General features: G+C 34.8%; 18 protein-coding genes and 1 tRNA gene. 3 read left to right on the forward strand and 16 right to left on the reverse strand.

The window, feature by feature from the left end:
• Nucleotides 1-34: 34 nt before the first annotated feature.
• From ACFSRZ_RS14285 to der, 3 genes are all read right to left on the reverse strand, one after another.
• Nucleotides 35-2425 (reverse strand): GAF domain-containing protein, encoded by a 2391-nt coding sequence (locus tag ACFSRZ_RS14285; RefSeq protein ID WP_379667247.1) that lies wholly within the window; start codon nucleotides 2423-2425, stop codon nucleotides 35-37.
• 445 nt (nucleotides 2426-2870) lie between these two features.
• Nucleotides 2871-5669, reverse strand: a complete 2799-nt coding sequence (locus ACFSRZ_RS14290) for an outer membrane beta-barrel protein (protein ID WP_379667248.1) — start codon at nucleotides 5667-5669, stop codon at nucleotides 2871-2873.
• Nucleotides 5670-6209: 540 nt separating this feature from the next.
• Complete coding sequence (der, locus tag ACFSRZ_RS14295) at nucleotides 6210-7520, reverse strand: ribosome biogenesis GTPase Der (protein WP_379667249.1); 1311 nt, start codon at nucleotides 7518-7520, stop codon at nucleotides 6210-6212.
• A gap of 79 nt (nucleotides 7521-7599) precedes the next feature.
• On the opposite strand from der, the gene ACFSRZ_RS14300 reads away from it, so the two are divergent.
• Nucleotides 7600-8100: a GTP-binding protein gene (locus tag ACFSRZ_RS14300; RefSeq protein WP_379667250.1), complete on the forward strand. Its 501-nt coding sequence runs from the start codon at nucleotides 7600-7602 to the stop codon at nucleotides 8098-8100.
• On the opposite strand, the gene era is transcribed toward ACFSRZ_RS14300, so the two are convergent.
• The gene (era, locus tag ACFSRZ_RS14305) at nucleotides 8101-8982 is read right to left on the reverse strand and encodes a GTPase Era (protein WP_379667251.1); all 882 of its coding nucleotides are present in this window, start codon (nucleotides 8980-8982) and stop codon (nucleotides 8101-8103) included.
• A 140-nt stretch (nucleotides 8983-9122) separates the two neighbouring features.
• Here era and ACFSRZ_RS14310 point away from each other — a divergent pair.
• Together ACFSRZ_RS14310 and ACFSRZ_RS14315 are read left to right on the forward strand one after the other, a co-directional pair.
• A tRNA-Met gene (locus tag ACFSRZ_RS14310) sits at nucleotides 9123-9195 on the forward strand.
• A 1068-nt stretch (nucleotides 9196-10263) separates the two neighbouring features.
• Entirely contained in the window at nucleotides 10264-11550 is a 1287-nt protein-coding gene (locus tag ACFSRZ_RS14315; protein WP_379667252.1) for a reverse transcriptase domain-containing protein, read from the forward strand.
• Nucleotides 11551-11716: 166 nt separating this feature from the next.
• On the opposite strand, the gene ACFSRZ_RS14320 is transcribed toward ACFSRZ_RS14315, so the two are convergent.
• The 12 genes from ACFSRZ_RS14320 to ACFSRZ_RS14375 form a co-directional block, all read right to left on the reverse strand.
• Complete coding sequence (locus ACFSRZ_RS14320) at nucleotides 11717-12541, reverse strand: hypothetical protein (protein ID WP_379667253.1); 825 nt, start codon at nucleotides 12539-12541, stop codon at nucleotides 11717-11719.
• A complete protein-coding gene (locus ACFSRZ_RS14325) occupies nucleotides 12534-13280 on the reverse strand; it encodes a hypothetical protein (protein ID WP_379667254.1) in 747 nt (248 codons plus the stop codon). Before ACFSRZ_RS14325 ends, ACFSRZ_RS14320 begins: the two co-directional genes overlap by 8 nt.
• Nucleotides 13280-14389: a hypothetical protein gene (locus ACFSRZ_RS14330; protein WP_379667255.1), complete on the reverse strand. Its 1110-nt coding sequence runs from the start codon at nucleotides 14387-14389 to the stop codon at nucleotides 13280-13282. Before ACFSRZ_RS14330 ends, ACFSRZ_RS14325 begins: the two co-directional genes overlap by 1 nt.
• Nucleotides 14376-15797, reverse strand: a complete 1422-nt coding sequence (locus tag ACFSRZ_RS14335) for a hypothetical protein (RefSeq protein WP_379667256.1) — start codon at nucleotides 15795-15797, stop codon at nucleotides 14376-14378. Before ACFSRZ_RS14335 ends, ACFSRZ_RS14330 begins: the two co-directional genes overlap by 14 nt.
• 201 nt (nucleotides 15798-15998) lie before the next feature.
• A complete protein-coding gene (locus ACFSRZ_RS14340; protein ID WP_379667257.1) occupies nucleotides 15999-16784 on the reverse strand; it encodes a helix-turn-helix domain-containing protein in 786 nt (261 codons plus the stop codon).
• Nucleotides 16785-17010: 226 nt separating this feature from the next.
• Entirely contained in the window at nucleotides 17011-17508 is a 498-nt protein-coding gene (locus tag ACFSRZ_RS14345; RefSeq protein ID WP_379667258.1) for a hypothetical protein, read from the reverse strand.
• Between the two features lie 9 nt (nucleotides 17509-17517).
• On the reverse strand, nucleotides 17518-18555 hold the full coding sequence (locus ACFSRZ_RS14350; protein ID WP_379667259.1) for a hypothetical protein: 1038 nt from the start codon (nucleotides 18553-18555) through the stop codon (nucleotides 17518-17520).
• A gap of 33 nt (nucleotides 18556-18588) precedes the next feature.
• The gene (locus ACFSRZ_RS14355; RefSeq protein WP_379667260.1) at nucleotides 18589-19125 is read right to left on the reverse strand and encodes a hypothetical protein; all 537 of its coding nucleotides are present in this window, start codon (nucleotides 19123-19125) and stop codon (nucleotides 18589-18591) included.
• A 14-nt stretch (nucleotides 19126-19139) separates the two neighbouring features.
• Entirely contained in the window at nucleotides 19140-19631 is a 492-nt protein-coding gene (locus ACFSRZ_RS14360; RefSeq protein ID WP_379667261.1) for a hypothetical protein, read from the reverse strand.
• A gap of 45 nt (nucleotides 19632-19676) precedes the next feature.
• A complete protein-coding gene (locus ACFSRZ_RS14365) occupies nucleotides 19677-20144 on the reverse strand; it encodes a hypothetical protein (protein WP_379667262.1) in 468 nt (155 codons plus the stop codon).
• Between the two features lie 43 nt (nucleotides 20145-20187).
• Nucleotides 20188-21261, reverse strand: coding sequence for a hypothetical protein (locus ACFSRZ_RS14370; RefSeq protein WP_379667263.1), 1074 nt, complete (start codon nucleotides 21259-21261; stop codon nucleotides 20188-20190).
• Nucleotides 21258-22751 (reverse strand): hypothetical protein, encoded by a 1494-nt coding sequence (locus ACFSRZ_RS14375; protein WP_379667264.1) that lies wholly within the window; start codon nucleotides 22749-22751, stop codon nucleotides 21258-21260. The genes ACFSRZ_RS14370 and ACFSRZ_RS14375 overlap by 4 nt, the downstream gene beginning before the upstream one ends.
• Nucleotides 22752-22775: the final 24 nt, after the last annotated feature.

Genomic DNA, 22775 nt, shown 5'->3' on the forward strand with positions numbered 1-22775 from the left:
CAATGATGTTTATTGATCATTGAATCATTGTGTATTAAGACTTGATCTCTTCGATAAGGTCCTGGAATGTAATCGTATTTTTTTCGTCAAAGTCTTTTTGATAGACTACTTCAATACGCAAAGCTTTCAATCCGGAAACCCCTTGAAGGTCTTCCAATTCTAATTTTTCTACTTTTCCTAAGAAATTCTTAGACTGCAAGTATTTGATGTACTTCAAATATTCATCAGCATCTTTATCTTGAGAGTAGACAATAGAAATCTTTCCGGGAATAGTGAGTCTTTCATCAGTTCCTTTGATATGCGCTTTGTCAATTCTCTTTTTGATGATCTCATAACGGATATTATAAGCGCCATCTACATCAAACTGCTTTTCATCCATTCTGAATTTGATTGCTAATGGATTACTGTGTACTAAGATTAGTGAGGCAACTTGAAGATCGTGAGGAATGCAGCTTCTCATAGTATTGGCAACATTCTCCATTTCACACATCAATTGTAATTGCCACAAACGCAAATTATACAAATAGATCGGATCAAAAGTTTTGTTCTTTACCAAAGATTGACCGATGTACATATCATGTTCTACACCATCAGTTTTGTATCGCTCAAAGTAATGTGGGAACATTTCCTGAGCTTCAGTTTGTTTCTTATCTATAAACTTAGCAAGCTTGTCATTCAGCATAGAAACGCTATCCTCATAAGCTTTACGTTTTTCGTATACCACATGAAGAACAGGATCTAAACGATCCATATACACATCTACTTCTTTAGACAATCCTTTTCCAAGATCTCGAATATGTTTAAAGACAGGGTAGATATCACGTTTTAGGAAATCTAAAATTCCAATTTCATCACCGGCATTCAATCCTCCTTTTACATTGGATAGGTATTCTTCTACACGGAACATCAATTCTTTGTAGATAGGAAGTTTTTCTGTTTCACACGCTTTATCTAAGACAGAAATAGCCAATGTCAATTGTGTTGTTAAATCTTCTTTAATGGCTTCATTTCTTGCTGTAGAAGAGCCTTTGATATCGGCTTGCCCGTATAACGGATGTACATCTTCAAAAACAATCTGATCTGGTTTTGTATCTTCAATACCAGATTGCAATTCGTTCTGGTATTTTTCTGCTGCATCAATAAATCGCCATTTTACAGAATCATGCAATGAAGTATAGTGTTCTTGAATAGTGGCTTCAATAATATTTTGATGTTCTTCCGAAGCTCTTTCTACAGCCGCTTCAAAAGCAGGTAAGATGTCCTTTAATTTATTCTGATTGATCGAATTCAACTCATAAGGTCTTGGAGAAGCGATTTCCAAAACAGCTAAGAATCCATTATTACTTGCTTTAAGAGGAATTAGAATAATACTACCAACTCCTTTTTTCTTTAAGGCTTTGTAAAAAGAGTTTTGATGCGTGTTTTTGCCATACTTTTCTACATCAGAAAGGGCAATGGTTTCATTGCTTTTAAAAATTCTTCTTGTAATATGGTTACAGAAAAAATCAGAACAAACAAAATCGTTACCTTGGGTAAAGATGAGGCTTTCTGCCATCTTTACTACAGTACGATCTGCTTCTTCATCTTCAATATTAAATAAAGAGAATCCTAACATCAGGTCTTTAATGTTGTAAAACTCTCTTAAGTTGTTTTGTAGTTCTTCTGTAAGATTGTCACCACTCTTCAACAGGTTTGTACGAATAGACGAAATGGTTTCATCGGCAGTAACATCGAAAAGATTCATAAGTCCAAAACCACTTAAAATGTAACTGTTGGGAGGAAACTTCTCTTTCCAAACATCAATATTGTCGAAATTATCTAGTAGCTCTCTGTAATCTTCTTCAGTAATCTTTGGTGCATTTTCAGTAGGAGTTACTTCCATAAAATCTCCATTAAACGCTGCTCTATAATGCTTTGTTACCCCAAGGTTTTGATCTGGAATATCAAAGAAGAAAGGCCTCTTCAAATCAATATTGTACCCGTAGCAGAGATTTAAGATGTAAGTACATGCCATGATGTACATCATATCATCCTCCATATTTCTTACAAACATTTCATACTCATCTCCGGCATTGTCTAAGATGTTTTCAAAACGATCTGTAAACATGAAGGAAGTAAAAGAGAATGGAATGGTTGCTGCTTTGATCTCATTTCCTAACAAAGGTTCAGGGAATAAAGGATCTAATAAGATCTGAATTTGCTCTTCGTATTTTTTTAATAAGGATAGATCCGAAAACCCTTCAATAAGCTCTGGGTATTTTCTAAGCTCCTTTACAAGATCCTTTGCAGATTTGTGATACGGGCTTCCGACCTGTTCTTCACTAGCGTATTTCTCAAACATTGAAAATACTTTCTTGAACGATACAGAAAGCTGTAACGGAAGCTCGGCATCTTTATTTATTGTAGAATTAACTATCCTCATCATTGTTTTTGTAGCCATTTAGTGACTAGCAATTAGACTGCAAATTTACGAAATTGTAACCTATTGGTCGCTTTTTAAGGTTTCGCGTTACATTTTTTCTATTTAATTACCTACAACAATATGAAATGGAAGGTTGCTGAAGAAACTAAAACAATCTCAGGAAGATCGTTGTTATAAAGCTGTTGAGGTAGATAAAAACAAAAAAGAAAAATTTATTTCAATAGTGTGGTTTGTCAAGGAATTACACTTTTCTATTGGTGCTAAAGATTATGGCAGATTGCTAGGAATTATACTTGAGGTTAAGATGGGTAACAGAACATTTGTTACTGAAAAATAGATCTTAACCCCAAGCATATCAAAATTGTAGTCCCTTCTATTGAACGTTGGAAGACACGTAAAGAATACGAGGATAAATACTAAAACTTCTTTAAAGAATAAGCATTAAAGCTTAGTCGAAAATAACAAAGTTTGTATTCTGCCTTCTTTTAGTTCCTAGTGTATTGAATTTCCAGCTAAAGCTCAACATGAAATACTGAGATAATACGGTACTTTGCGAATCTTCAATATAGTTGGCAGTAGCTCTTCTTCTTGCATTGGTATTCTGATTTAACAAGTCATAAGCCTTTAAGGAAAGCGTTGCTTTGTCTTTTAGTAAACTGTAGGCAAGGGTAGCATTCCAGAACCACGAACTTTTCTGGAACCCATCTGCAACATTCGGATTGTACTGGTATCGAATGTCATTTCTCCATTCTAAATTTTTAGGGACAAAGGTTTTGGTTCTTATTCGTAAGGTATGCTGTGTGAAATCCTGATCGGTAAACTGATCGATATCAAAATCAGTTCTTGTTCTTGATACAGAATATCTCGGAGCAATTTCAAATGCATCTTTCCATGTAAATGTGAATCCTAACCCGGGAGTTAAAGATCTGTTGATAGAGTTGTAACGAACATCGTTAAAGAAGTTTACTGACTTATTAATACCAGTTCCTAAACTAGCTCTGAATTTTATCTTTCTAACAGTATCTAATTTTACCTCTTTGCTATAGGTAACATTTCCGTATAAGTTGTAGTTACCATTTACATTCTCATAAGTTGTGGTACGAATTAAGTTGTTATCGATTACAGACTTAGAAACTACCTGATTGTTGGTTAACGATCCGCTAAAGTAACTGTAAATACCTGTTCCTTTTTGGAAGTTGAAATTGTTGAAACCAAAGTACAAACGGTTTTGGTTTGAAGGCTTTAATGCAGGGTTACCCGTAATGATATTTAATGGATTTGAAATGTCTGTAAACGGATTCAATTGATTTAATTGAGGAGGCCTGTTTGATAAACTATATCCTGTATACATAGATGCTTTTGGGCTAAATCTATAATTAAAGTTACTACTCAACTCAATGGCATTGAATGTTCGCTTTAAACTTAAGTTTGGGCGTAATCCATCACTGTTTTCTAAGGTTCTAGACACAAAACCGGTTTCAAAGCTAAAACGCCACTTGTCTTTTCTGTAAGTAAGATCAATACTAGGTGTAGATCTTGTGTTGTAAAAAGTGAAATCTGTACTTAGATCGGTATTGAATGTTTGATCGCTGGTTACCGGATCAATATCATAGGTATTTCGTTCGTTTTCTCTTCTATCTCTTCTATAATCGTATTTAAAGTCAATAAAGATCTTCTTGGCTTTGATCGGTAAACGATAAGTAAGTCCGGTAGTGATACTGTTAAACTCTGTTGTTTCGTCTCCAATCTGATTTCTGATCTCTGTAGAAGGAGTGGTGCCAAAAATCTCTAATTCTGAATTGAAACGAGTATTCACTTCTGTCTTGTCGATTTGATTTCTTAAGTTGAACTTTAAGAAAGACCCTTTAGAACCGAACTTTTTAGTTACATCAAAACGGTTTCTGAAGTTATTGGCTGTTGCTTCTCTGAAATTGTTACTGGTTGAAGAGTTGATAAGATTGTTAGATTCATCAGATGACTCCTCAAATTGATTGTTTACACTCTCGTTGGTGTTTCTGGTAAAAACAGGACGAATATTTACTAACAATGTAGAATCTATTTCAATATCGAAATCGGCATTCACACGATTGTTTCTGTTTTTAGTTCTGCTTGTTGAGTTTGAATTGGTAAAAAACGAAGTTCCGTCTGGTAAAATCGTTTCTCTGTTTCGTGTACTTTCATTCTCACTTTCAGCATTGGAATAGAAATAATCACCATTTACATCAAAACCTTTTCCAAATTCATCAGCATAAGTAGCTCCAAAATTTTGAGATGTAGTAATCCCACTTCCACCTCCAAAAGACAATCCGCCGACATTAAAGCCACCGCCTGAGCTTACAGAGAAACTGTTTCCTCCAAACATTTCTTGAATTTCACCAAAGCTAAATCCGGGCGAGTTTAGATTGTTTCCTCCCCCTAAGAAACTAATTCTTCTGTTGTTATTGAAACGATTGACAATTCCGGCAAATTCATAGAGGTCATCGGTTCCTTTTCCACCGGCGACTCGCCCAAAATATCCTTTGTTGTTTTCTTCTTTTATGGTAAGGTTTATGGTCTGGTTTTCAGCATCTCCTTTTTCTCCGGTAAATGCTTCTGATTTTGTTTTGGTATCTGTAATCTGAACTTTCTCAATGATCTCTTTGGAAAGGTTTCTAGTAGTAATTGTAGGATCGTCACCAAAGAAAGGCTTTCCGTTTACCAATATTTTGTTTACAGGTTTTCCGTTTACCGTAATTTTTCCTTCTTCATCTACTTCTACTCCAGGTAATTTCTTTAATAGGTCTTCTACATTTGCATCTTTCTTGGTTTTGAAAGATTTTACGTTGAATTCTAAGGTGTCTTTTTTAACGGTAATTGGCGCTCTAGACTTTACAATAACCTCATCCAATAGATTTCCTGAATCTTCTAGTTCAATGGTTCCGAGTTGGATCTTCTTCTTGTCAAAAACAATCTTTTTTGTAAACGATTTGTAACCAACAAATGAGGCTACCAACCTTAGTTCTTTGTCAAAAGTGGTTCCTTCTAATTTAAACTTTCCTGTTTTGTCTGAGATGGTATAAGTAACTACAGAACTGTCTTTTAATTTTTCTAAGTGTACTGTTGCCGATTCTAATAAAGAGGCATCGCTCTTAGATTTTAAAGTTCCTTCAATCGTATAGGATCTCGATTGAGCAAAAAAGGATAGTGTGCAAAATAAAAATGCGAGGGTAATGATCTTTTTCATTGAATTAGTTTGTTCTTTTTTCATTGAATTAGTTTTTAGAAATCATACGGCGAAGAAAGAATGTGATGCTCTGACAGCGAAAAAAAATCGATAAACACAATGTTTTTCTCGGCAAACAACAGTGTTTTTAGAAGAGCGTTAGTATTCTTTGTTCTATACATGTTTCAAAATCAGCGCAAACATAGACTTCCCTACTTTTGGGAAAGAAGAAAATGTAGTGAACTGAAATGTTTTCGTATTCAATTGTTGTCTTTCTGTTCTAGAGGATAGACTGCAATTTTTTGAAATCGTCACAAAATAAAGTCAAAAAAAGATGGTGGAAACTTAAGGAAGTGTTAAACAGTGTTAAAGAAAGGGGCTAAAACCTAATTTAACATGAATCTATATAAGATTGTAGAAGTATTACAATGTTCTTCGAATGTAAGAAGTTTTTCAAAATAGGTCTTAACTCCGCTCGACGTGACAGTATAATAGATAGTATCAAATAGTGTTATAACACGATGTATTATCAACACCACTTATAAATAGTCGAGTAATTAAAATACAATTTAGATTAGCCTTAGATTATTTAGGTCTAAAGTAGATAGTAATAGGCACTCCGGTAAAATCAAAATGCTCTCGCAACTTATTTTCTACAAAACGCTTGTAAGGATCTTTTACATACTGTGGCAAGTTGGCAAAGAATGCAAACTGTGGAGTTCGTGTAGGAAGTTGCGTACAAAACTTGATCTTGATATATTTTCCTTTGGTTGCCGGAGGTGGATTTTGCTTGATGATGTCCAACATGGTGTCATTCAACTTACTGGTAGAAATCCTTTTCTTTCTGTTTTCAAAAACCTCAACAGCCGTTTCAATTGCTTTAAAGATACGTTGCTTGGTTAATGCAGAAATGAAAACAACAGGAACATCGGTAAAAGGAGCGATCTGTTTTTTGATCTTAGCTTCAAAATCGCGCATTGTGTTGGTTTCTTTTTCTACCAAATCCCATTTATTGATCAATACCACAACTCCTTTTTTGTTCTTTTCTGCTAACCAAAAAATATTCTGATCTTGACTTTCAAAACCTCTGGTTGCATCTACAACTACAATGGCTACATCGCAATGTTCAATGGCTCTTACAGCACGCATTACAGAATAAAATTCTAGATCTTCTTTTACCTTGGATTTTTTTCGAATTCCGGCAGTATCTACCAAGTTGAATTCGAAACCAAAACGATTGTATTTTGTATCGATAGAATCACGAGTTGTTCCGGCAATATTGGTTACAATATTTCTGTCTTCACCAATCAATGCATTAATAAAAGAAGATTTTCCTGCATTGGGTCTACCCACTACAGCAAAACGAGGCAATTCTTCAGTTTCAACTTCTTCTTCATTTTGTGCAGGAACTGCTTCAGCAATGGCATCTAATAAATCTCCGGTACCACTTCCGTTGATAGATGAGATGGTGTGATAGTCTCCCAATCCAAGATTGTAGAATTCTACAGCATCTCCAACTCTCATGGCATTATCTACCTTATTTACTGCAATAAATATAGGTTTGTCTACTTGTCTAAGTAATTGTGCTACTTCTTTATCCATCGGAGTAATTCCGTCTTCAACATCCACAACAAATACAATGATGTCTGATTCGTCGATAGCCAATTGAACCTGTTTTCTAATCTCTTCTTCAAAGATGTCTTCAGAACCTACTACATATCCACCGGTATCGATCACAGAAAATTCTTTTCCGTTCCAATCGGTCTTTCCGTAGTGACGATCACGAGTAACTCCACTCACAGAATCAACAATTGCTTCTCTACGTTTGATCAAACGATTAAAGAATGTCGATTTTCCAACATTTGGTCTTCCTACAATGGCAACAATGCTACTCATGGTTCAAATTTTCGGCAAAGATACTGATTTGCAATAGAAATTGATGTACTTTTAGAGAAGTTAAAAAGAGAATCATCTTTTGAGTATATCTGAAAATGACATATTGCTAAGGCCTAGATTTAAACTAGATTTAAAAAAGGATAAGGAAGAGCTGCTCCGAGCGTTTTTGAATGCTAGAGAAACAGAAGCAACTCCTTTTTTGATCAAAGTGGTTGATGCTCATATTTTTATTGATGTTTTGGAAGATGATAGTCATTTTTGGTCGCCTCAATTGCATTTAGAGATCGTAGAAGAAGAAGAGAAGTCGGTTCAATTAAAAGGCTTATTTGGTCCCAAACCACAGGTATGGACATTCTTTATGTTCTTGCATTTTATTGTAGCCTCTGCTTTTATAGGGTGTGGTATTTGGGCATATGTGAATTCTACCTTAGACAAGACTAGTGTTTTCCCAATTGTCATGCTTATTGTACTGCCTTTGATATGGGGCTTACTGTATGTATTAGGTAGCTTAGGAAAGGATTTCGGAAAAAAGGAGATGAAAAAGATGCATGCTTTTATGATAGCAACGCTTCAGATCTGATTAGTCTTTGTAACCGTATCGTTTCAATTCTTTTTCGCTGGAACGCCAGTTCTTGTTTACCTTTACAAACAATTCTAAGTAGACTTTTTTACCAAAGAAATATTCCAAGTCTTTTCTAGCTTCTGCACCTACACGTTTAATGGCAGATCCTTTATGGCCAATAATGATTCCTTTTTGCGTATCACGTTCTACCATGATCACAGAGCGAATCTTGATAATGTTTTCTTCTTCAATAAAACTTTCAGTAGCTACTTCTACAGAATACGGAACTTCTTTTTTGTAATGTTTTAAGATCTTCTCACGAATAGACTCATTTACAAAGAAGCGCTCCGGTTTGTCTGTTAATTGATCTTTTGGATAAAAAGGAGGACCTTCTGGAAGCAGTTCGATGATCTTGTAAAAAACAGATTCTACATTAAACTTTTCTAGAGCAGAGATAACATAGACAAAAGAGTTAGGAACTTTGCTTCTCCAGTAATCGATCTTTTCTTTGACTTCTTCCGGAGTAGACTTGTCTATTTTGTTTAAAAGAAGGATTACAGGAATCTTGCTGTTGATGATCTTATTGAAAAAGTCTTCGTTTTTCAATTCCTTTTCACCCACCTCAACCATGTATACCAATACATCTGCATCATCAAACGCCGATTTTACAAAATCCATCATAGATTCTTGTAATTGATAGGCGGGTTTGATAATACCGGGAGTATCGGAAAAAACAATTTGATAATCTTCTCCGTTTACGATTCCTAAAATGCGGTGTCTTGTTGTTTGTGCTTTGGAAGTAATGATAGAAAGCTTCTCGCCAACCAGCGCATTCATTAATGTAGATTTCCCCACATTAGGATTTCCAATGATGTTTACAAATCCTGCTTTGTGTGTCATACTGCAAAGATAAATTGTTTTTGTTTCTAAGGATGAGAAATTTAGGAAAGTTGTTAGTGGGTAAACTAGAAAAACCTGAATAAAATTCGAAATTTTATTTGGTTGGTGAGGTTTATTTGTTCTATATTTGCAGTCCAAATCGCGGGATAGAGCAGTAGGCAGCTCGTCGGGCTCATAACCCGAAGGTCGCAGGTTCGAGTCCTGCTCCCGCTACAACAAGAGCAATCATCTGATTGCTCTTTTTTTGTGCATTCAATTTGAGAGCTTGCTCTTAAAATTGATACGCCAAAAAATAAATCATGCGAAGGATTACTTGTTGTAAAGCACCCCACTTAGGTCCAACGAACGAAGTGAGTTAATCCTGCTCCCGCTACTTTTACGCTGTAATCAATTGATTTTCAATTAGTTGCAGCGTTTTTATTTTTTACCGCCGCAAATTCGCCGCAAATGGATGTCGAAATTGGCAAAAATAGATTTTTTAAACACTTGATTATCAATGCTTTTTAAAATTTAAGAATAAGGTTTTTCGCATTGCCCCCGCTACAATGCATAAAGAAGATTTTCCTTTATAATATCTTAATTCTGGAGATTAATAATAACTAGTTTTGTCAGTTGTCAGAGTTTTATAAAAACGGAATTGACAGTATGTCAGCGATTTAGAATTGGAATAGATTTTGCTGTTAAAGCAGAGAACAAAGTTCATTGAAATAATAATTGGATTTAGACTTTAGGTTCACTCATAAACCTATCGTCAGGATTGCCCTAGAACATCTTTTGAGAATATGTGTCAGAACGACTGCTGTCTTTTGGCTGTATTTCACCTTAACTTGTTCTGTGTGCTTCTCGTTTGATGCCATTGTGTATGACAGCACAAAGCCATTGGAATCAGTGGTATCAAGTTCTTTTAAGAGCAGAGAACACAGGGAGTCAGATGCACTTTCTGCAAAAAATGCAAAAAACTTGCGTATGTCAGAAAAAAACCTAAATTTGAATGAAATGAGTACATACTATACCTTAGATTTAGGCGTCAAAGCACAGTCCAAAAAACCGCTGTCCAGAACGCCAATGAGAAAGCACTTGACATAAGAGTCAAGTTTGCGTTAGACTTTAGGTTCACTCATAAACCTATCGTCAGGATTGCCCTAGAACATCTTTTGAGAATATGTGTCAGAACGACTGCTGTCTTTTGGCTGTATTTCACCTTAACTTGTTCTGTGTCTAAATTGTAAAGCTGTCATACAGGCAAATTGTCTTCCAAGGGTCTTTGCAACACAAGAATTGATGAAAAATAAGCTATTATACAAGATCTCGTCTGTAGAAAATCTGAATGAGGCTTGGAGAAAATTAAACAAAACAAATAAATCTTCACACGGTATTGACAATGTCTCTATTCAAGATTTTGAAGATAATAGAGAAGATAAAATTGCTTCCATTTCTAAGGAGTTAAGAGACAACTCTTTTAAATTTTCTAAAACAAGAGCCGTTTTAATACCAAAAGGTAATGGTAAGTTTCGGCCCCTTCAAGTACCTGTAATAAGAGATAGACTAGTTTTAAAAGCTATTGCAATTGAGCTAGAAGAACAATTTTCTGAAACTATTGAGAAAAGCAATGGTTTTAGTTTTGCTTATCAGAAAAGATTAGGGATTAAAGATGCTGTTCATAAAATAAAGGAACACTATGACAACAAGAATAATGTTGTGCTTGAAGCAGATTTGATAAACTTTTTTGGAGAAGTGAATAAAGAGGATCTCCTAAACAAGCAAATATTTCCTAATCTCCCTGATGATAGTTTGAACGAATTAATTAACTCAGCCTTAAGTCAAGAGATAGGAGGTCTTGATAAGATTAAACAAGATCAAAAAAAGTATTTTGAAGGTTTGAATTCTGGAATTCCACAAGGAAACCCTTTATCACCTCTTTTCTCAAATATTTACCTATCACCATTTGACATCTTTTTAAAAGACAAAGGTTATAATTTAGTTAGATATGCAGATGATTTTATAATTCTAAGTGACAGTGAAGAAGAATGTAAAAAAGCATATGAAGATTGTGTTGATATTTTGCAGGAACTAAAGTTGAAGATTCATCCATTGGAAGAGGGTGATAAAACCAAAATAGTTGATCTACAAAAATCCCCAGTGAATTTTCTGTCTATTACATTTGACGGCAGATCATTTTATCCGTCAAGGGATAATGTAAATAGATTTAAAAGTAAAGTAAGAGATATTTGTAATGGTAAAATTGATTATAACGTTTTAACCTTATTGAAAAAAATTTCTAATGTATTTGATGGTTGGGTTTCAGCCTTTTATTATACAGAGGTCGAAAAATATTCTGAAGAGATAGATTATTATATTAATAGACAACTATTTCTAGGCTTGAGGAAGTTAGACTGGAAGTTTACTCCAAAATCAAAAGGGATTCTTCCATCAAAATATAGAAACAAAAATGAAAGCTCAGATTGTTTGTCTGAAATACAAAGGAAAAACTCTGGAATCCCGAATATTTCAGATTTATTAGATGCTAAGAGAAAAAAAACCGCCGCAAATTCGCCGCAAGTGAAATGAATTATTAACCAAAACTGTTTTGTAATGAGTTGATTATCAATTGCATTTAGTGTTTAAAAAGTGGGCTATAAAGTCCTGCTCCCGCTACTAGACAAACAAAGGCTTTCAAGAAATTGAGAGCCTTTGTTGTTTTTTGAGGTACAACATAGGTACAACAATAAGAAGTTTAATTACTTGACTTTTTTGGTTCTATTATCATCTTACCGCAAATATCACTGTCTATAATGTATGAAAGTCTATGACGAGGAAAAAGTTTTTTAATACTGTGTTTATAGATATATTGGGATGTCTTTTGTATGTCTTCAATAGGTTCATAAACCCAATTATCAGGGCAGGAAGATGTACGGCGAACATAGAAGCAAATAGCTAGCTTTAATTTCTTTTCTGAAATGTAATGCGATAAAACAGATGAATCCATCATAGCAGTTGGAATAGGCCAACGTTTTATATTCAGTACATCTGTTAAGTTTCCCTCTTTATTTCTAATACAAAAATCTCTTTTAGGGCGACCTGTAAAGTTCGCTTGATCTTCTAATTTTAAACCATCAATGAGGTCTTTATCTACCCTCAATTTCCAAACTTCATCTGGACGACTACGCCTACTTAAATTTATAAGTTGAGTAAGTTCTCCTAAATACATGTTTTCATCAGATTTTTCTTCAGAATCAGATGAGTGATCAATATTATTAAAAACAGGAGTGGTATTGATACCCCACTTTGCAGTCCATTTTGGAGATTTTAAAAAATCTTCTACATTGTTTTCAGGAATAAATTGGGCGATGATATTATCTGTAAGCGGATATATTCCTTTTGAAGAAAAAATAGTTAACCAACCATCTTTGTTCATAAATTGATTTTCAATTTTCTTTTTCACATCTTCCAGTAGAAATTCTTCAATTGATAATTTATCAACCTCAGGAAAGAAGTCTTTATAGGAATGTGTGCCATTTCTAATAATTTGAGGTTGACTTGAATCTTTTTTTTTAGTCATAAGGAAGACGATTTTTAAATTTAAGTTCTAAAATACTATGTTTATCAATCCATAGCTTCCCGCAAATATCACTTGTATAATATAAAGGTTCTATTGTGTCAGAATCATATTCTACATCAACGCGTGTTTTAGATATGGAATACTGTGTTTTTACTGTTTTTTCAAAAGGTGTGATTGATGGATAAATAGATTCTCTGATATTTCGTTGGCTAAGAAACTGAATAGCGAGTCCCAAATTGTTTTTTGTTAGGTACTCAATTACTTCATGATTCAATTTCATAGATACCAATTTTAACCTTGGTTCTATCTTGATAATAGGCTCTAACTCACCAATACTATTTTTACTATAATAAGTAGTATTAACATTTGTTTTTTCAGTTTCTGTTATTTCTAGGTCTTTAATTAATTGTTTTGAAAGCTCAAAAGAATCAAAGGTTTCTCCACATTCATCCTTTACTTCTTTTTCAATAAGTATATCAATTGATGTGTTGGTAATTTCATCATCACGATTTTGATAGTGATCTTTTAAGAACTCTTTTTGTAAATTAGAAGGAATTAAGCAGGAAGTAATACGGGTAATTTCACAAAACTCCTTATTGTTTCCCCAGTAATAAAGCACGATCCAATTATCTTTTATAAATCGTTCCTCTATAAAATTATCAAAATCTACACAGAGTACTTTTCTTTTAATTGTAGGATGCTTTCTACCTTTAAAGTATGTACTGTAACTAACACTCATTATTTACTGTAATTAATTTCCAAAGTGGTTTCTTTTTCTAACAATTTTTTACCATTGCTCCATGCAAATGATTGTACCTTGATAGGGTTTTGATACTCATCATAATAATACTGATATCTTGTTCTTTTTTGTAGCCGTTCCAATGGACTATGATAACGCTTTTTAAATTCTCTAAAAATAGCATCAATGGTCATTTGATTTGAGGTATAAGTTATTTCATACTTTTCAGTAAAATCGTTATGCTTTGTGTCTGCTATATAAAATGCTTTGAGTCTTTTTTTGTTGTCATTCTTATACAGCCCAATGATTTTTTTGGATTCGTTTTTTATGAAGTCATCTTCTTGATATGTTTGTTTTTCTAAGGGTTTCTCCCAATCAATATTTGTTGTTACATAGCGTGAATAATTATAATTGTAGCGAGAACAAAGGCCTTCTTTATCATATTCATATTGTATTTTATTGATGTCGATAATATCATCCTCGTCATCAACAACATATTTTTCTTTACTTAGCAGGCGATCTTCATCATAAAAGGCTAACTCAACCTCAGTTTCGTTTTTAGAACCTAAATAGGGTTCTCCAGTGTCATCTACAATATATAAGTATGTGAATGTTCTTTTTTGGGTTAGCCTGTTTTTTGAATTGTAACCAAAAACAGTTTCTTGTTTGTAAAGCAAATCATCAGAATAAATATGCTTTAATAAGGTATTGTTTTTATACCAATACTCATTTATACCTTCTTCTGGAGCTGAAATAGTGATTCTTTTATAACCATCAATTGAGTCTACTTCTTGTTTTGGTGTAGTTTCATAAATGGTTTTTCCTCTATTTCCATTATAGTTAAAGAAATAGGAAGCTATTTTTCCTTCTTCGTTAAACATAGCTGTTTTTGTTTCCAATGATTTTACAACAGCATCAGTATCAAAAACAGTGGTATTTCGGCTTACTTGTTTTATACTTCCATTTAAATTTTGAAAATGTTCTATTCTATCTTCTTCTAAAAGGTTATAGAATTGTTTTTCGGGAGTAGGGAATTGGGGGATTTCAATTGTCTGAGCAAACGATTGAAACCCTAAAAGAAACAGGAAAAGAAACCTAATTTTTGTCATTATAAAAATAGGTGTGATCATCATCGATAGCATCCTCTTCAAAAATTCTATAGATGATTAGTTTATGATTTATGTCTCTTCTTTCTATTCTTATATACTGTGTTGTTGAACTTTCAATATAGATAGATAATTCATCTGACCCAGATTTCTCATATTTTGAAGGTTCCAAAAAAGTATCGCGAATTTCATAATAATCTGCATTTTCTCTAGAGGTTTCTTTATACGATTTATCTAGGTATTTAATTTCGGTTTTTACATAAGTTGATTTAGGAAAATCTTTTTTCCCATAGTCTGTTCCAATACCATTTTTTTTAGAGCTATTTAATTTTTTATCGAAATATAGCAAACCAGATTTTCCTTTTTTATTGCTAGGAATGTCTTCAGTTGCTATGAGCAAACCAAAATCATCATTTGTAATTCTTCTAAAAACAATTTCATTTCTTTCAGGAATTTCCATCTTGTAACAAATAAATAGAGGCTGACCTTTATAAGAAAAAATGGTAAACCCGTCTTCTTGAATTCGATTGCTTGAAAGTATTTTTTTTGCATCGGCATCGCCTTGTTCAGCAAGCTTACGTATTATCATCAACCCATATTCCTTGGGAGAATTTAGTGTGTATGTTTCTGAGGTTTTTCTTCTATTGTTATAGCTATTATACTGTTCGTTTAACTTCTTCTTTACTTGCTCACGCAGTCTTCTTGCATTATCTAAACGAGTAACTGTAGGAGTTTCTTCAGCTTCTTTTTCACTATTTACAATTGTAATTTCTGTTGATTCTGACAGATGTGTAGATTTGCTCTTTTTATGGTTTTGATAAATTTTGAACTGTTTTTTATAGAGTTCATATAAATTAATTGCTATGATTTTATACTTATTGTTTATTTGAACAAGATTATTGTCATATTCTTTAACAATTGAATTTCGAGCAAGTCTATACTTTTCTATGTCTTTATCTTCTTGTTTTGCAATTAAATTTACTTTTTTTAATTGTATGTTATACTCTTTATTTTTCTTGTTAACTTGATTTGCATAATAGTTTTGTTCTTTTAAATAATCTTTATATTCTGCATACTTTTTGTTTACATATGCCTGCCCAAAACTGGTAAGTGTAGAGTAATGATATGCTTGATCTGCTAAGCTTTTATATTTCTGATATTTTTTTTCATAATATATAATATCCTCATCAATCATTTTTAACGATAATTTTTCAGGATGCTTTTCAAAATCTTTTATTCTTTTTGCAATCTCTTTTTCTGTATTTTTTGAAAAAGACAAACCTACTTTTCTAAGTGAGTCAAAACTCTTTTTTAATTGAAGCAATTGGGTCAATAACTCCTGTTTATTATTGTTTTTAACAGCATCTTCAAAGATTTTTTCTGATAGGTCGTTAGGGTTTTCGATAACCAATTGTGCTCCCTTTTTGAAATCAGCGGACTGCATGTTTTGAGCAACAAGAACAGAAAAGTTCAGCAATAAAACACAATAGATTAGCTTCTTGCATATATGATCGTTAATTGCTTTCATTTATTGTTTTAAGTTTAGATTAATACAAATAGAATGAATTTTAGTTTGTTAATCAATACGCTACTAAGCGTATTTTGCTGATTTTTAGCTGAAAAAGCTTTTATATTTTAAACAATCAAGAAGATGAGTAATCTGTAATTTTTTCCAAACTTTATTTCTGTGAGTACGAACAGTATGTAAGGAAATATGCATTTCTTTGGCTATTTGTTCATTGTTTTTGCCTTTAATGATAAATTGAAGTGTTTCTTTTTCTCTTTTAGTTAAAGAAGAAAAATTCTCAATATTTTCCTTTATAAAGTTGTTCTCGTCTATAATGCTTTTTATGACTTTTAAAGTGTTGCTTATTTCATAAGGAGATTCTTTAAATTCAATAATAGCATTTCCATCATCATCCAATCCTTTAAAAGTAATTTCTGTGTTTCTAATATTACTATCTGATTCATATGGAAATTCTTTGTTCAACCAATCGTTGGCTTCTTGCTCTGTTGCAAAATGCTTTGGGTTAAAAACACTGGGAGATGGTTCGTCAAAAACACCCATAACTTCCATATGGGAAAGGACATCTTTACCAACAACAAAAGCAATTGGGTGATACCCGTCTTTATCTTGTTTTATAAATCCAGCTTTAAACCTAGGTTTTAAAATATTTTCCTCTACCCACAATTTGGTTGGGTCATCTATGTGAAAAGTGAAATTTTGCTGCAACCAAATAATTTGTGTAGGGTTTACTTTTTCTAAAGCTGATAAGTAGTGTAATAATTCTTGTTTAAATTCATTGGTTGTATTTGGACTAGATTTCCAAGAATTTATAAATCTGTTGTTATCAGATTCATAATTTACCTTTAGATAAGGTCCGCTATAGATTTCCATAAAATTGCTGACATTTAGTTTGCTTTGAGCAAGATAACAATTTTAGACTTTTATATTTAAATGAACAAAATAAGCACCCCACTTAGGTCCAACGAACGAAGTGAGTTAACCCTGTTTTAAAGCGAACTTCCAACGAAATAATCATATTAAGAATTACTTATTGTATAGTAACTTTCTTTTCAAAAGCAACAACCAACTTGTGCTGTGTTTTTCATAATGTTGAGGTTTAAAGTTTCATAATATAATACAAGGAATAAAACTCCGGACGATTATCAATAGGAGGGATACTTGAGTTACCCTCAGATTTTATGGTAATGCCCGTTGTAGAGTCGGATATTTTTCCCATTGTATGTGGATTCAGAGAGTGAATGGTACTGTCTAAATCGTCTTTATTTCCTTTACCTTTAGGAGTTTTTTTTGGATTTTCTAAATGTATGGATAATGAATGACAATGTCCTGGGTCAGTAATGGCATGGCAATGAGCTGGTAAATGATCTTTTGTTAGTTGAATGCTATCTTGCCCATCTTTGGTACCAACAGGAGTGTTTTCTCCGACTCCTCTTACAAATTTATCTCGAAGATCTGGCGTGCCGTTCTGACCATCGCAAATAGCCCAACCATCTAGTTCGCTATTATGCGTTATGGGCTGACTCCACATGATAATACCCCCTTTAGGGATATTATTTATCTGAAGTGTTTGTGTTGAGGTTGCCTCTGATTTCATATGTTAAGTTTATAGTTTTTGAATAAAATAGAGCGCATAAAAAGGTTGCACATGGTCTATATGTTTACCTTCACCTTGCTCGACTTGAATGTTTGAATAATTTAGACTGGTTTTTTGACTATTGACAGTCTTTTTTTGCGGATTATTTGTTACAAACCCATTAGGTCCTGTTGGTTCTCCACCTACCACATCTCTAGGGTAATTCTTAAATTTAATAGTATGAGTATGACCATGGTCAATGATTGAAGGCCAGTTTAAAGGCATGTTTTCTTGACCTAAATTGATTTGCGTTGAACCTCCTGGCAAATTGAAAGGGTATGGATTGTTGGTACTTGATTTACTTTCATATGGCCCTGAACATCCTATGATAAACTGTTGACTTAAATCATATGTTCCGTTATGGCCGTTGCAGATCGCCCAGCCTTCAGGAGCATTGGGTTGATCCCACATGGCGACTGTTCCTGAAGGAATGTTATCTATATATATGGTGGCGCTTGCTTTTGCTGTTGCTGTTATTAGGGGAAGTGGTGATTGTTTAGTTTTAGATTGTTCTGCTGAGTTTGATTTCTTAAAAAAATGAACTGCATGAAAGGGTTGTATAACATTCTTGACTTTTTTCCCACTTCCTGTTTTTTTGATATAAAGATTAGAACTGCAGCGTGAAACCACTGCTTCCATTTCGCAAAAATTTCCAGTCTCCCATTGATAAATGTCAGCACCGTTAGGAACACATCCTTGAACAGTTGTAGTCGAAAATTTTTGAGGAGTAAATGGATGCTGATGCAATTGGCGATTCACTGAAGGAAATCCAAGCGGAATATTTGCTTTCCTGATTTTAAATTTCGTAGACCCTCCACTTTTTCCGAGAGGATAAGGAGTTGACTCTGACGCCCCAATGATAAATTTGCCTGTCAAATTAGGAGCATCTGAGTTAGAACCGTCACATTTGTCCCAATTAGTATTGGGTTCTGTTGATGAATTCTGTTCATTGGCTTGCCAAGCAATAATGGTTCCTGGCGTAACTCCCGATTTATATTTTGAACACATGGTAATAATTGATTATAATTAAACTTAAGTTGATTATATTTTCTGAATGAAATATAATGGATAATTGGGTTGGACATGTTTTAAGCTTTGCCCTTCACCTTGAGAAAGTGTAACTCCTGTTTTACTGCTACCGGAAGTAGTTGTATTGTATATTGGTAGTCCCGATGGTTTCGATGGGTCCGATGACGGAGGATAAGGATATAATAATCCTTGAGTGCTAGAGTTGTTGTTAACTTTACCTACAACACCATGGGTAGACGGTATACTGGTATTATTATGTCCATGCTCATCATGAGTTATTTTTGGAAACCCTTTAGGCATATTCTCCACGCTTAAGTTGATTTTAGTGGAGCCTCCCTTTTGGGTATAAGGGTAAGGATTAGAAGGGGTTATTGGACCATTTGGACCTGAACTCCCCACAATAAAATGTTTCCTTAAGTCAGGCGTTCCATGTTTACCATCACAGATTTGCCAACCTTTGGGCGGTGGAGTTGATTTTGTCCACACGAGTATAGTACCTACAGGAACGCTATCTACATAGACTGTTGTTGTTTCTGTTGCTGATTTCATATGTTGTTTTGTTTTTAAATTTTCTGAATAAAGTAGAGTGCATAATACGCGGGGCGGTTGTCAAAAGCCACGCCTTGTCCGGGGTTTGGAATGGAGACACCTGTCTTATGAGATGCAACGGTTGTACTAAACGTAGCTGCCGTACCCCCCTCGTTTGAGGCATATCCTGTTGTACCCTTACTACCAGTACCAACAACATACTGACTTTTTAATACGGGCCCAGTAGTTGTAGCAGTATGTATATGACCATTATCTTGGATACTAGGCCAACCGCTTGGCATATTCGCTATTCCAAGTGTGATGCTATCGGCTCCACCTTGCTGTTTATAAGGATAAGGGCCTAAAGTTTGTCCATTTACAGTTGTTTTGTCTGCACAAGCAGCAACGATAAATTGATTCCTTAGATCTGGAGTTCCGTGATGACCATCGCAGATATGCCACCCTTTAGGTATGTTTGCCAGGGGACCGTTCCACATCATAATGGCTCCTTTTGGGACGTTATTCACTTCTACTGTCGTTGTTTCTGTTGCTGTTGATTTCATAATAATCGATTAAATTTTTTGGATAAAACAAAGTGCATAATAGGCGGGCATATTGTTAATAGCGACACCTTGTCCTTTTTCTGCAATGGAAATATTTGAACTTACGGTTGATGAGATGAAAGGCCCTAGTTGCTCATCAACAGTTTTTCCACCAGTTTGAAGATATGCTTGAGTATTATTATTTGGAGGGTTCCCCTGAACACCTCCTTGACGGATATTCAAACAGGAAGCATGTGTATGCCCTGGATCATAAACACTAGGCCAACCATTTGGCATGTTTGTAATTTGCAATGGTAAAGAATTATTGCCTCCTTGAGAATTCAAATTAAAAGGACCTACACTCTTATCAGATATTGTACTGGCCGTATTTGAGGCGGCCACAATAAATCGACTTCGCAGATCTACGGTCCCAGGGGTTGTTCCATCACAAAGGACCCAGCCATGTGGTATGTCTGCTGCATTACCGCTCCATATCATAATAGCACCGGAATATGTGCTTGATGTGTCTCTTAAATTAGTATCATTTTTGTCCATAGGTGTCTATTTTTTGAATATAATACAAAGGGAAATATACAGGCATATTGTTTACGGCAACCCCTTGTCCCTTATCAGGAATTGAAACGTTTGTTTTATTCGTGTTTATTTGAATGGGAATATTTGTTGGATCCATAGGATTTACATCTCCTGATTGAAGAAAATAATCTGGAGCAGGACTCGTAACCCCTATTACAGGACTATATTTTAAATGGATATGAGCGAAATGATTATGAGTTTCGTCTATAATGCTGGGCCAACCCGATGGCATGTGTTTAATTTTTAATTCTAGAGAATTTTGACCACCTGTTTGGAGAGGTTTTATGGGTTTTGTTGAGCTTGGTCGATTTGGAGCTCCCACAATGAAACGATTCCTTAAATCCAACGTTCCTTGGCTATTATCACAGAGACTCCAACCGTGTGGTATTTTATGAGCTGCTCCACTCCACATCATAATCGCACCCATAGGGGCATGAAGAAGGTCTGCACTTGTTTCTGTTATCTCAGTTGCTGTTGTGGACGTCACAATCTTTTGAATGAAATACAAGGCATAATATAGTGGTCGATTGTCGTACTGAACTCCCGATCCTTTCTCTTGAATTCCAACATTGGACAACATGTTATCCAAGTTCAGTGGGGGTGTTGCAGGACCTGTTGATCCATAGCCTGTAGTCAGATATCCCATGAAGGATTGGTCAGAAGTTGCAGCAACCTTACCTGGTAACATACCTGCTTCGGCAGAATGAATGTGCCCTGGGTCGTGAATCTTAGGCCAGTTATTAGGCATGTTTTCTGGTAATAGCGTTATTTCATTGGTTCCTCCTTGTTTTCCGAAAGAATAAGGGCCAATTGTACCATCACCCTTACCATTTGAAGTGGCTATTTTCCCTGCACTCATTACAAATTGATTGCTTAGGTCTACATTGGTGCCATTTTTCCCATCACAAATTTGCCAGTTATTGTTTGGCATGGCCTCTTTTGTCCACATCATAATGGCTCCATCAGGTATGTTGTCTACAAGGATCTTTACTGGAGGTTTCCATTTTGCTGTTGCTTTCATGGTGTTTCGTCTTTTTTGATTTCTGCTGCGATCATCTGGTTAGAATCTGTGATGGATGCACTAAAATCGAAGGTTAACTCTGTTTCATTGGTAAGGTCCCAACTACATTTATGAGTTAGATTTATTGGGATAGAATACTTATACTGAGTCTCTGTTACTTTAGTTATCGTTGCAGTCTGTAAAAGCGTATTAGAAATGGTCTTTGAAGTGTTAGGAAAAGACGTCGATTTGATAAGAATACTATAGCTTACATCATCTTTATGAAACCCTGGTGGCCAGGATACTTCCCATTCAAAAGTAGCATTAGCATCCAAGGCACCATCTTGATAAGAAATAACATTGGGGTGGTTGGTATTGGCTGTGGTTACAGAAAAGTTATGAATAGTTGGTGTAATCCTTTTTTTATTGATCGTCAATACGAAGAATTCCGAGTCATAAGGTTCGCCGGATGCTTTTTTGAACCCATCAAAGTAAACATACATAATGGTAGTTCCTGGGTAGAATACTTCAATATTGTCAAATTTAAAAGTAACGGTACTATTGGCTCCTGTACCCAATACAGTTCCGTTATAAGGTCCTGGTCCTGATGGTTTAAGAGGTTGGAATACCCATTGAGGGTTGTCACTGGTTCCTCCGTTAGAATTCCCTTTTCCTGGTGAGGATGCTGCTGGTCCTGACCAAACATAAGGAGAGCTTAAATTTTGAGAAATGGATCCTGCAATTTGGCTGGCTGTATAGGGATTATTAGTTCCACCTGGCTTGGCACATTGATTTGCTGTACCAGGAGTAAGAGCTCCGGGACTACAACCATAAACAAAATAAACACTAACAGTAGCATCGGAGTTATCTACGGTACTTACGGGTTCCTGCTTTTTGTTGGTAATATTTAAGTAAAGAGTATTGGCAGAAGGTAAGGGATTATTAAGGTCTGTAACAAAAATTTCGTTTTGCTGAAGCTCTACAGTGAGATGATCCGATAGTTTTTTATTTCCGGGTGTTGAAGGTTTGATCAGGTTCAAACTTGGAGACAAAGTAGGGATTAGGTAAGCGAATTCTGTATGAAAACTAATTTGAGCTTCCTTCCCAACTGCAGATTGAGTTTTTGAAGATTTCACCTTGTTAATGGTAAAGGATAGAGAATCACCAGCATTCCAGACCAGCCCATCTGCTTTAGGTGAAATTTGGTAATCATTGCTATCCGAAGTATCCTCCCATCCAGAATTTTCCTCTGGGGTAATGGTAATTTGTGTGTTTCCCGGTTGAGGCAAAAAGTCAGGCAAAGTTATTCTAATGGAATAATCTTTTTTCCAAGTGAGGTTTTCATTCATATTGTTCGTGAGTTTAACTGTCAACGAACATGCATCGGCTCCTATATCTATTTGAGCCGGAGTATTCTGCCCTGGACCTGGAGAAAACGTTTTATTCGCAGTATTTTCGAGTTTGTCGAGTGTAATACTTTGGGAATCGGAATTGCTGAGTAATAATGACATGATGATGAATTTAATTTAATGAGT

This window comes from Pseudotenacibaculum haliotis (genome assembly GCF_042684245.1).
Taxonomy (GTDB): Bacteria; Bacteroidota; Bacteroidia; order Flavobacteriales; family Flavobacteriaceae; genus Polaribacter; species Polaribacter haliotis_A.

Bases quoted from the DNA above. Each gene is read 5' to 3' on its own strand.
- ACFSRZ_RS14350 (WP_379667259.1), bottom strand. From the start codon at position 18,555: ATGTGTTCAAAATATAAATCGGGAGTTACGCCAGGAACCATTATTGCT.
- ACFSRZ_RS14325 (WP_379667254.1), bottom strand. From the start codon at position 13,280: ATGAGTGTTAGTTACAGTACATACTTTAAAGGTAGAAAGCATCCTACA.
- der (WP_379667249.1), bottom strand. From the start codon at position 7,520: ATGAGTAGCATTGTTGCCATTGTAGGAAGACCAAATGTTGGAAAATCG.
- ACFSRZ_RS14340 (WP_379667257.1), bottom strand. From the start codon at position 16,784: ATGGAAATCTATAGCGGACCTTATCTAAAGGTAAATTATGAATCTGAT.
- ACFSRZ_RS14320 (WP_379667253.1), bottom strand. From the start codon at position 12,541: ATGACTAAAAAAAAAGATTCAAGTCAACCTCAAATTATTAGAAATGGC.
- ACFSRZ_RS14345 (WP_379667258.1), bottom strand. From the start codon at position 17,508: ATGAAATCAGAGGCAACCTCAACACAAACACTTCAGATAAATAATATC.
- ACFSRZ_RS14285 (WP_379667247.1), bottom strand. From the start codon at position 2,425: ATGATGAGGATAGTTAATTCTACAATAAATAAAGATGCCGAGCTTCCG.
- ACFSRZ_RS14370 (WP_379667263.1), bottom strand. From the start codon at position 21,261: ATGAAAGCAACAGCAAAATGGAAACCTCCAGTAAAGATCCTTGTAGAC.
- ACFSRZ_RS14375 (WP_379667264.1), bottom strand. From the start codon at position 22,751: ATGTCATTATTACTCAGCAATTCCGATTCCCAAAGTATTACACTCGAC.
- ACFSRZ_RS14330 (WP_379667255.1), bottom strand. From the start codon at position 14,389: ATGACAAAAATTAGGTTTCTTTTCCTGTTTCTTTTAGGGTTTCAATCG.
- ACFSRZ_RS14355 (WP_379667260.1), bottom strand. From the start codon at position 19,125: ATGAAATCAGCAACAGAAACAACAACAGTCTATGTAGATAGCGTTCCT.
- ACFSRZ_RS14365 (WP_379667262.1), bottom strand. From the start codon at position 20,144: ATGATATGGAGCGGTAATGCAGCAGACATACCACATGGCTGGGTCCTT.
- ACFSRZ_RS14290 (WP_379667248.1), bottom strand. From the start codon at position 5,669: ATGAAAAAAGAACAAACTAATTCAATGAAAAAGATCATTACCCTCGCA.
- era (WP_379667251.1), bottom strand. From the start codon at position 8,982: ATGACACACAAAGCAGGATTTGTAAACATCATTGGAAATCCTAATGTG.
- ACFSRZ_RS14315 (WP_379667252.1), top strand. From the start codon at position 10,264: ATGAAAAATAAGCTATTATACAAGATCTCGTCTGTAGAAAATCTGAAT.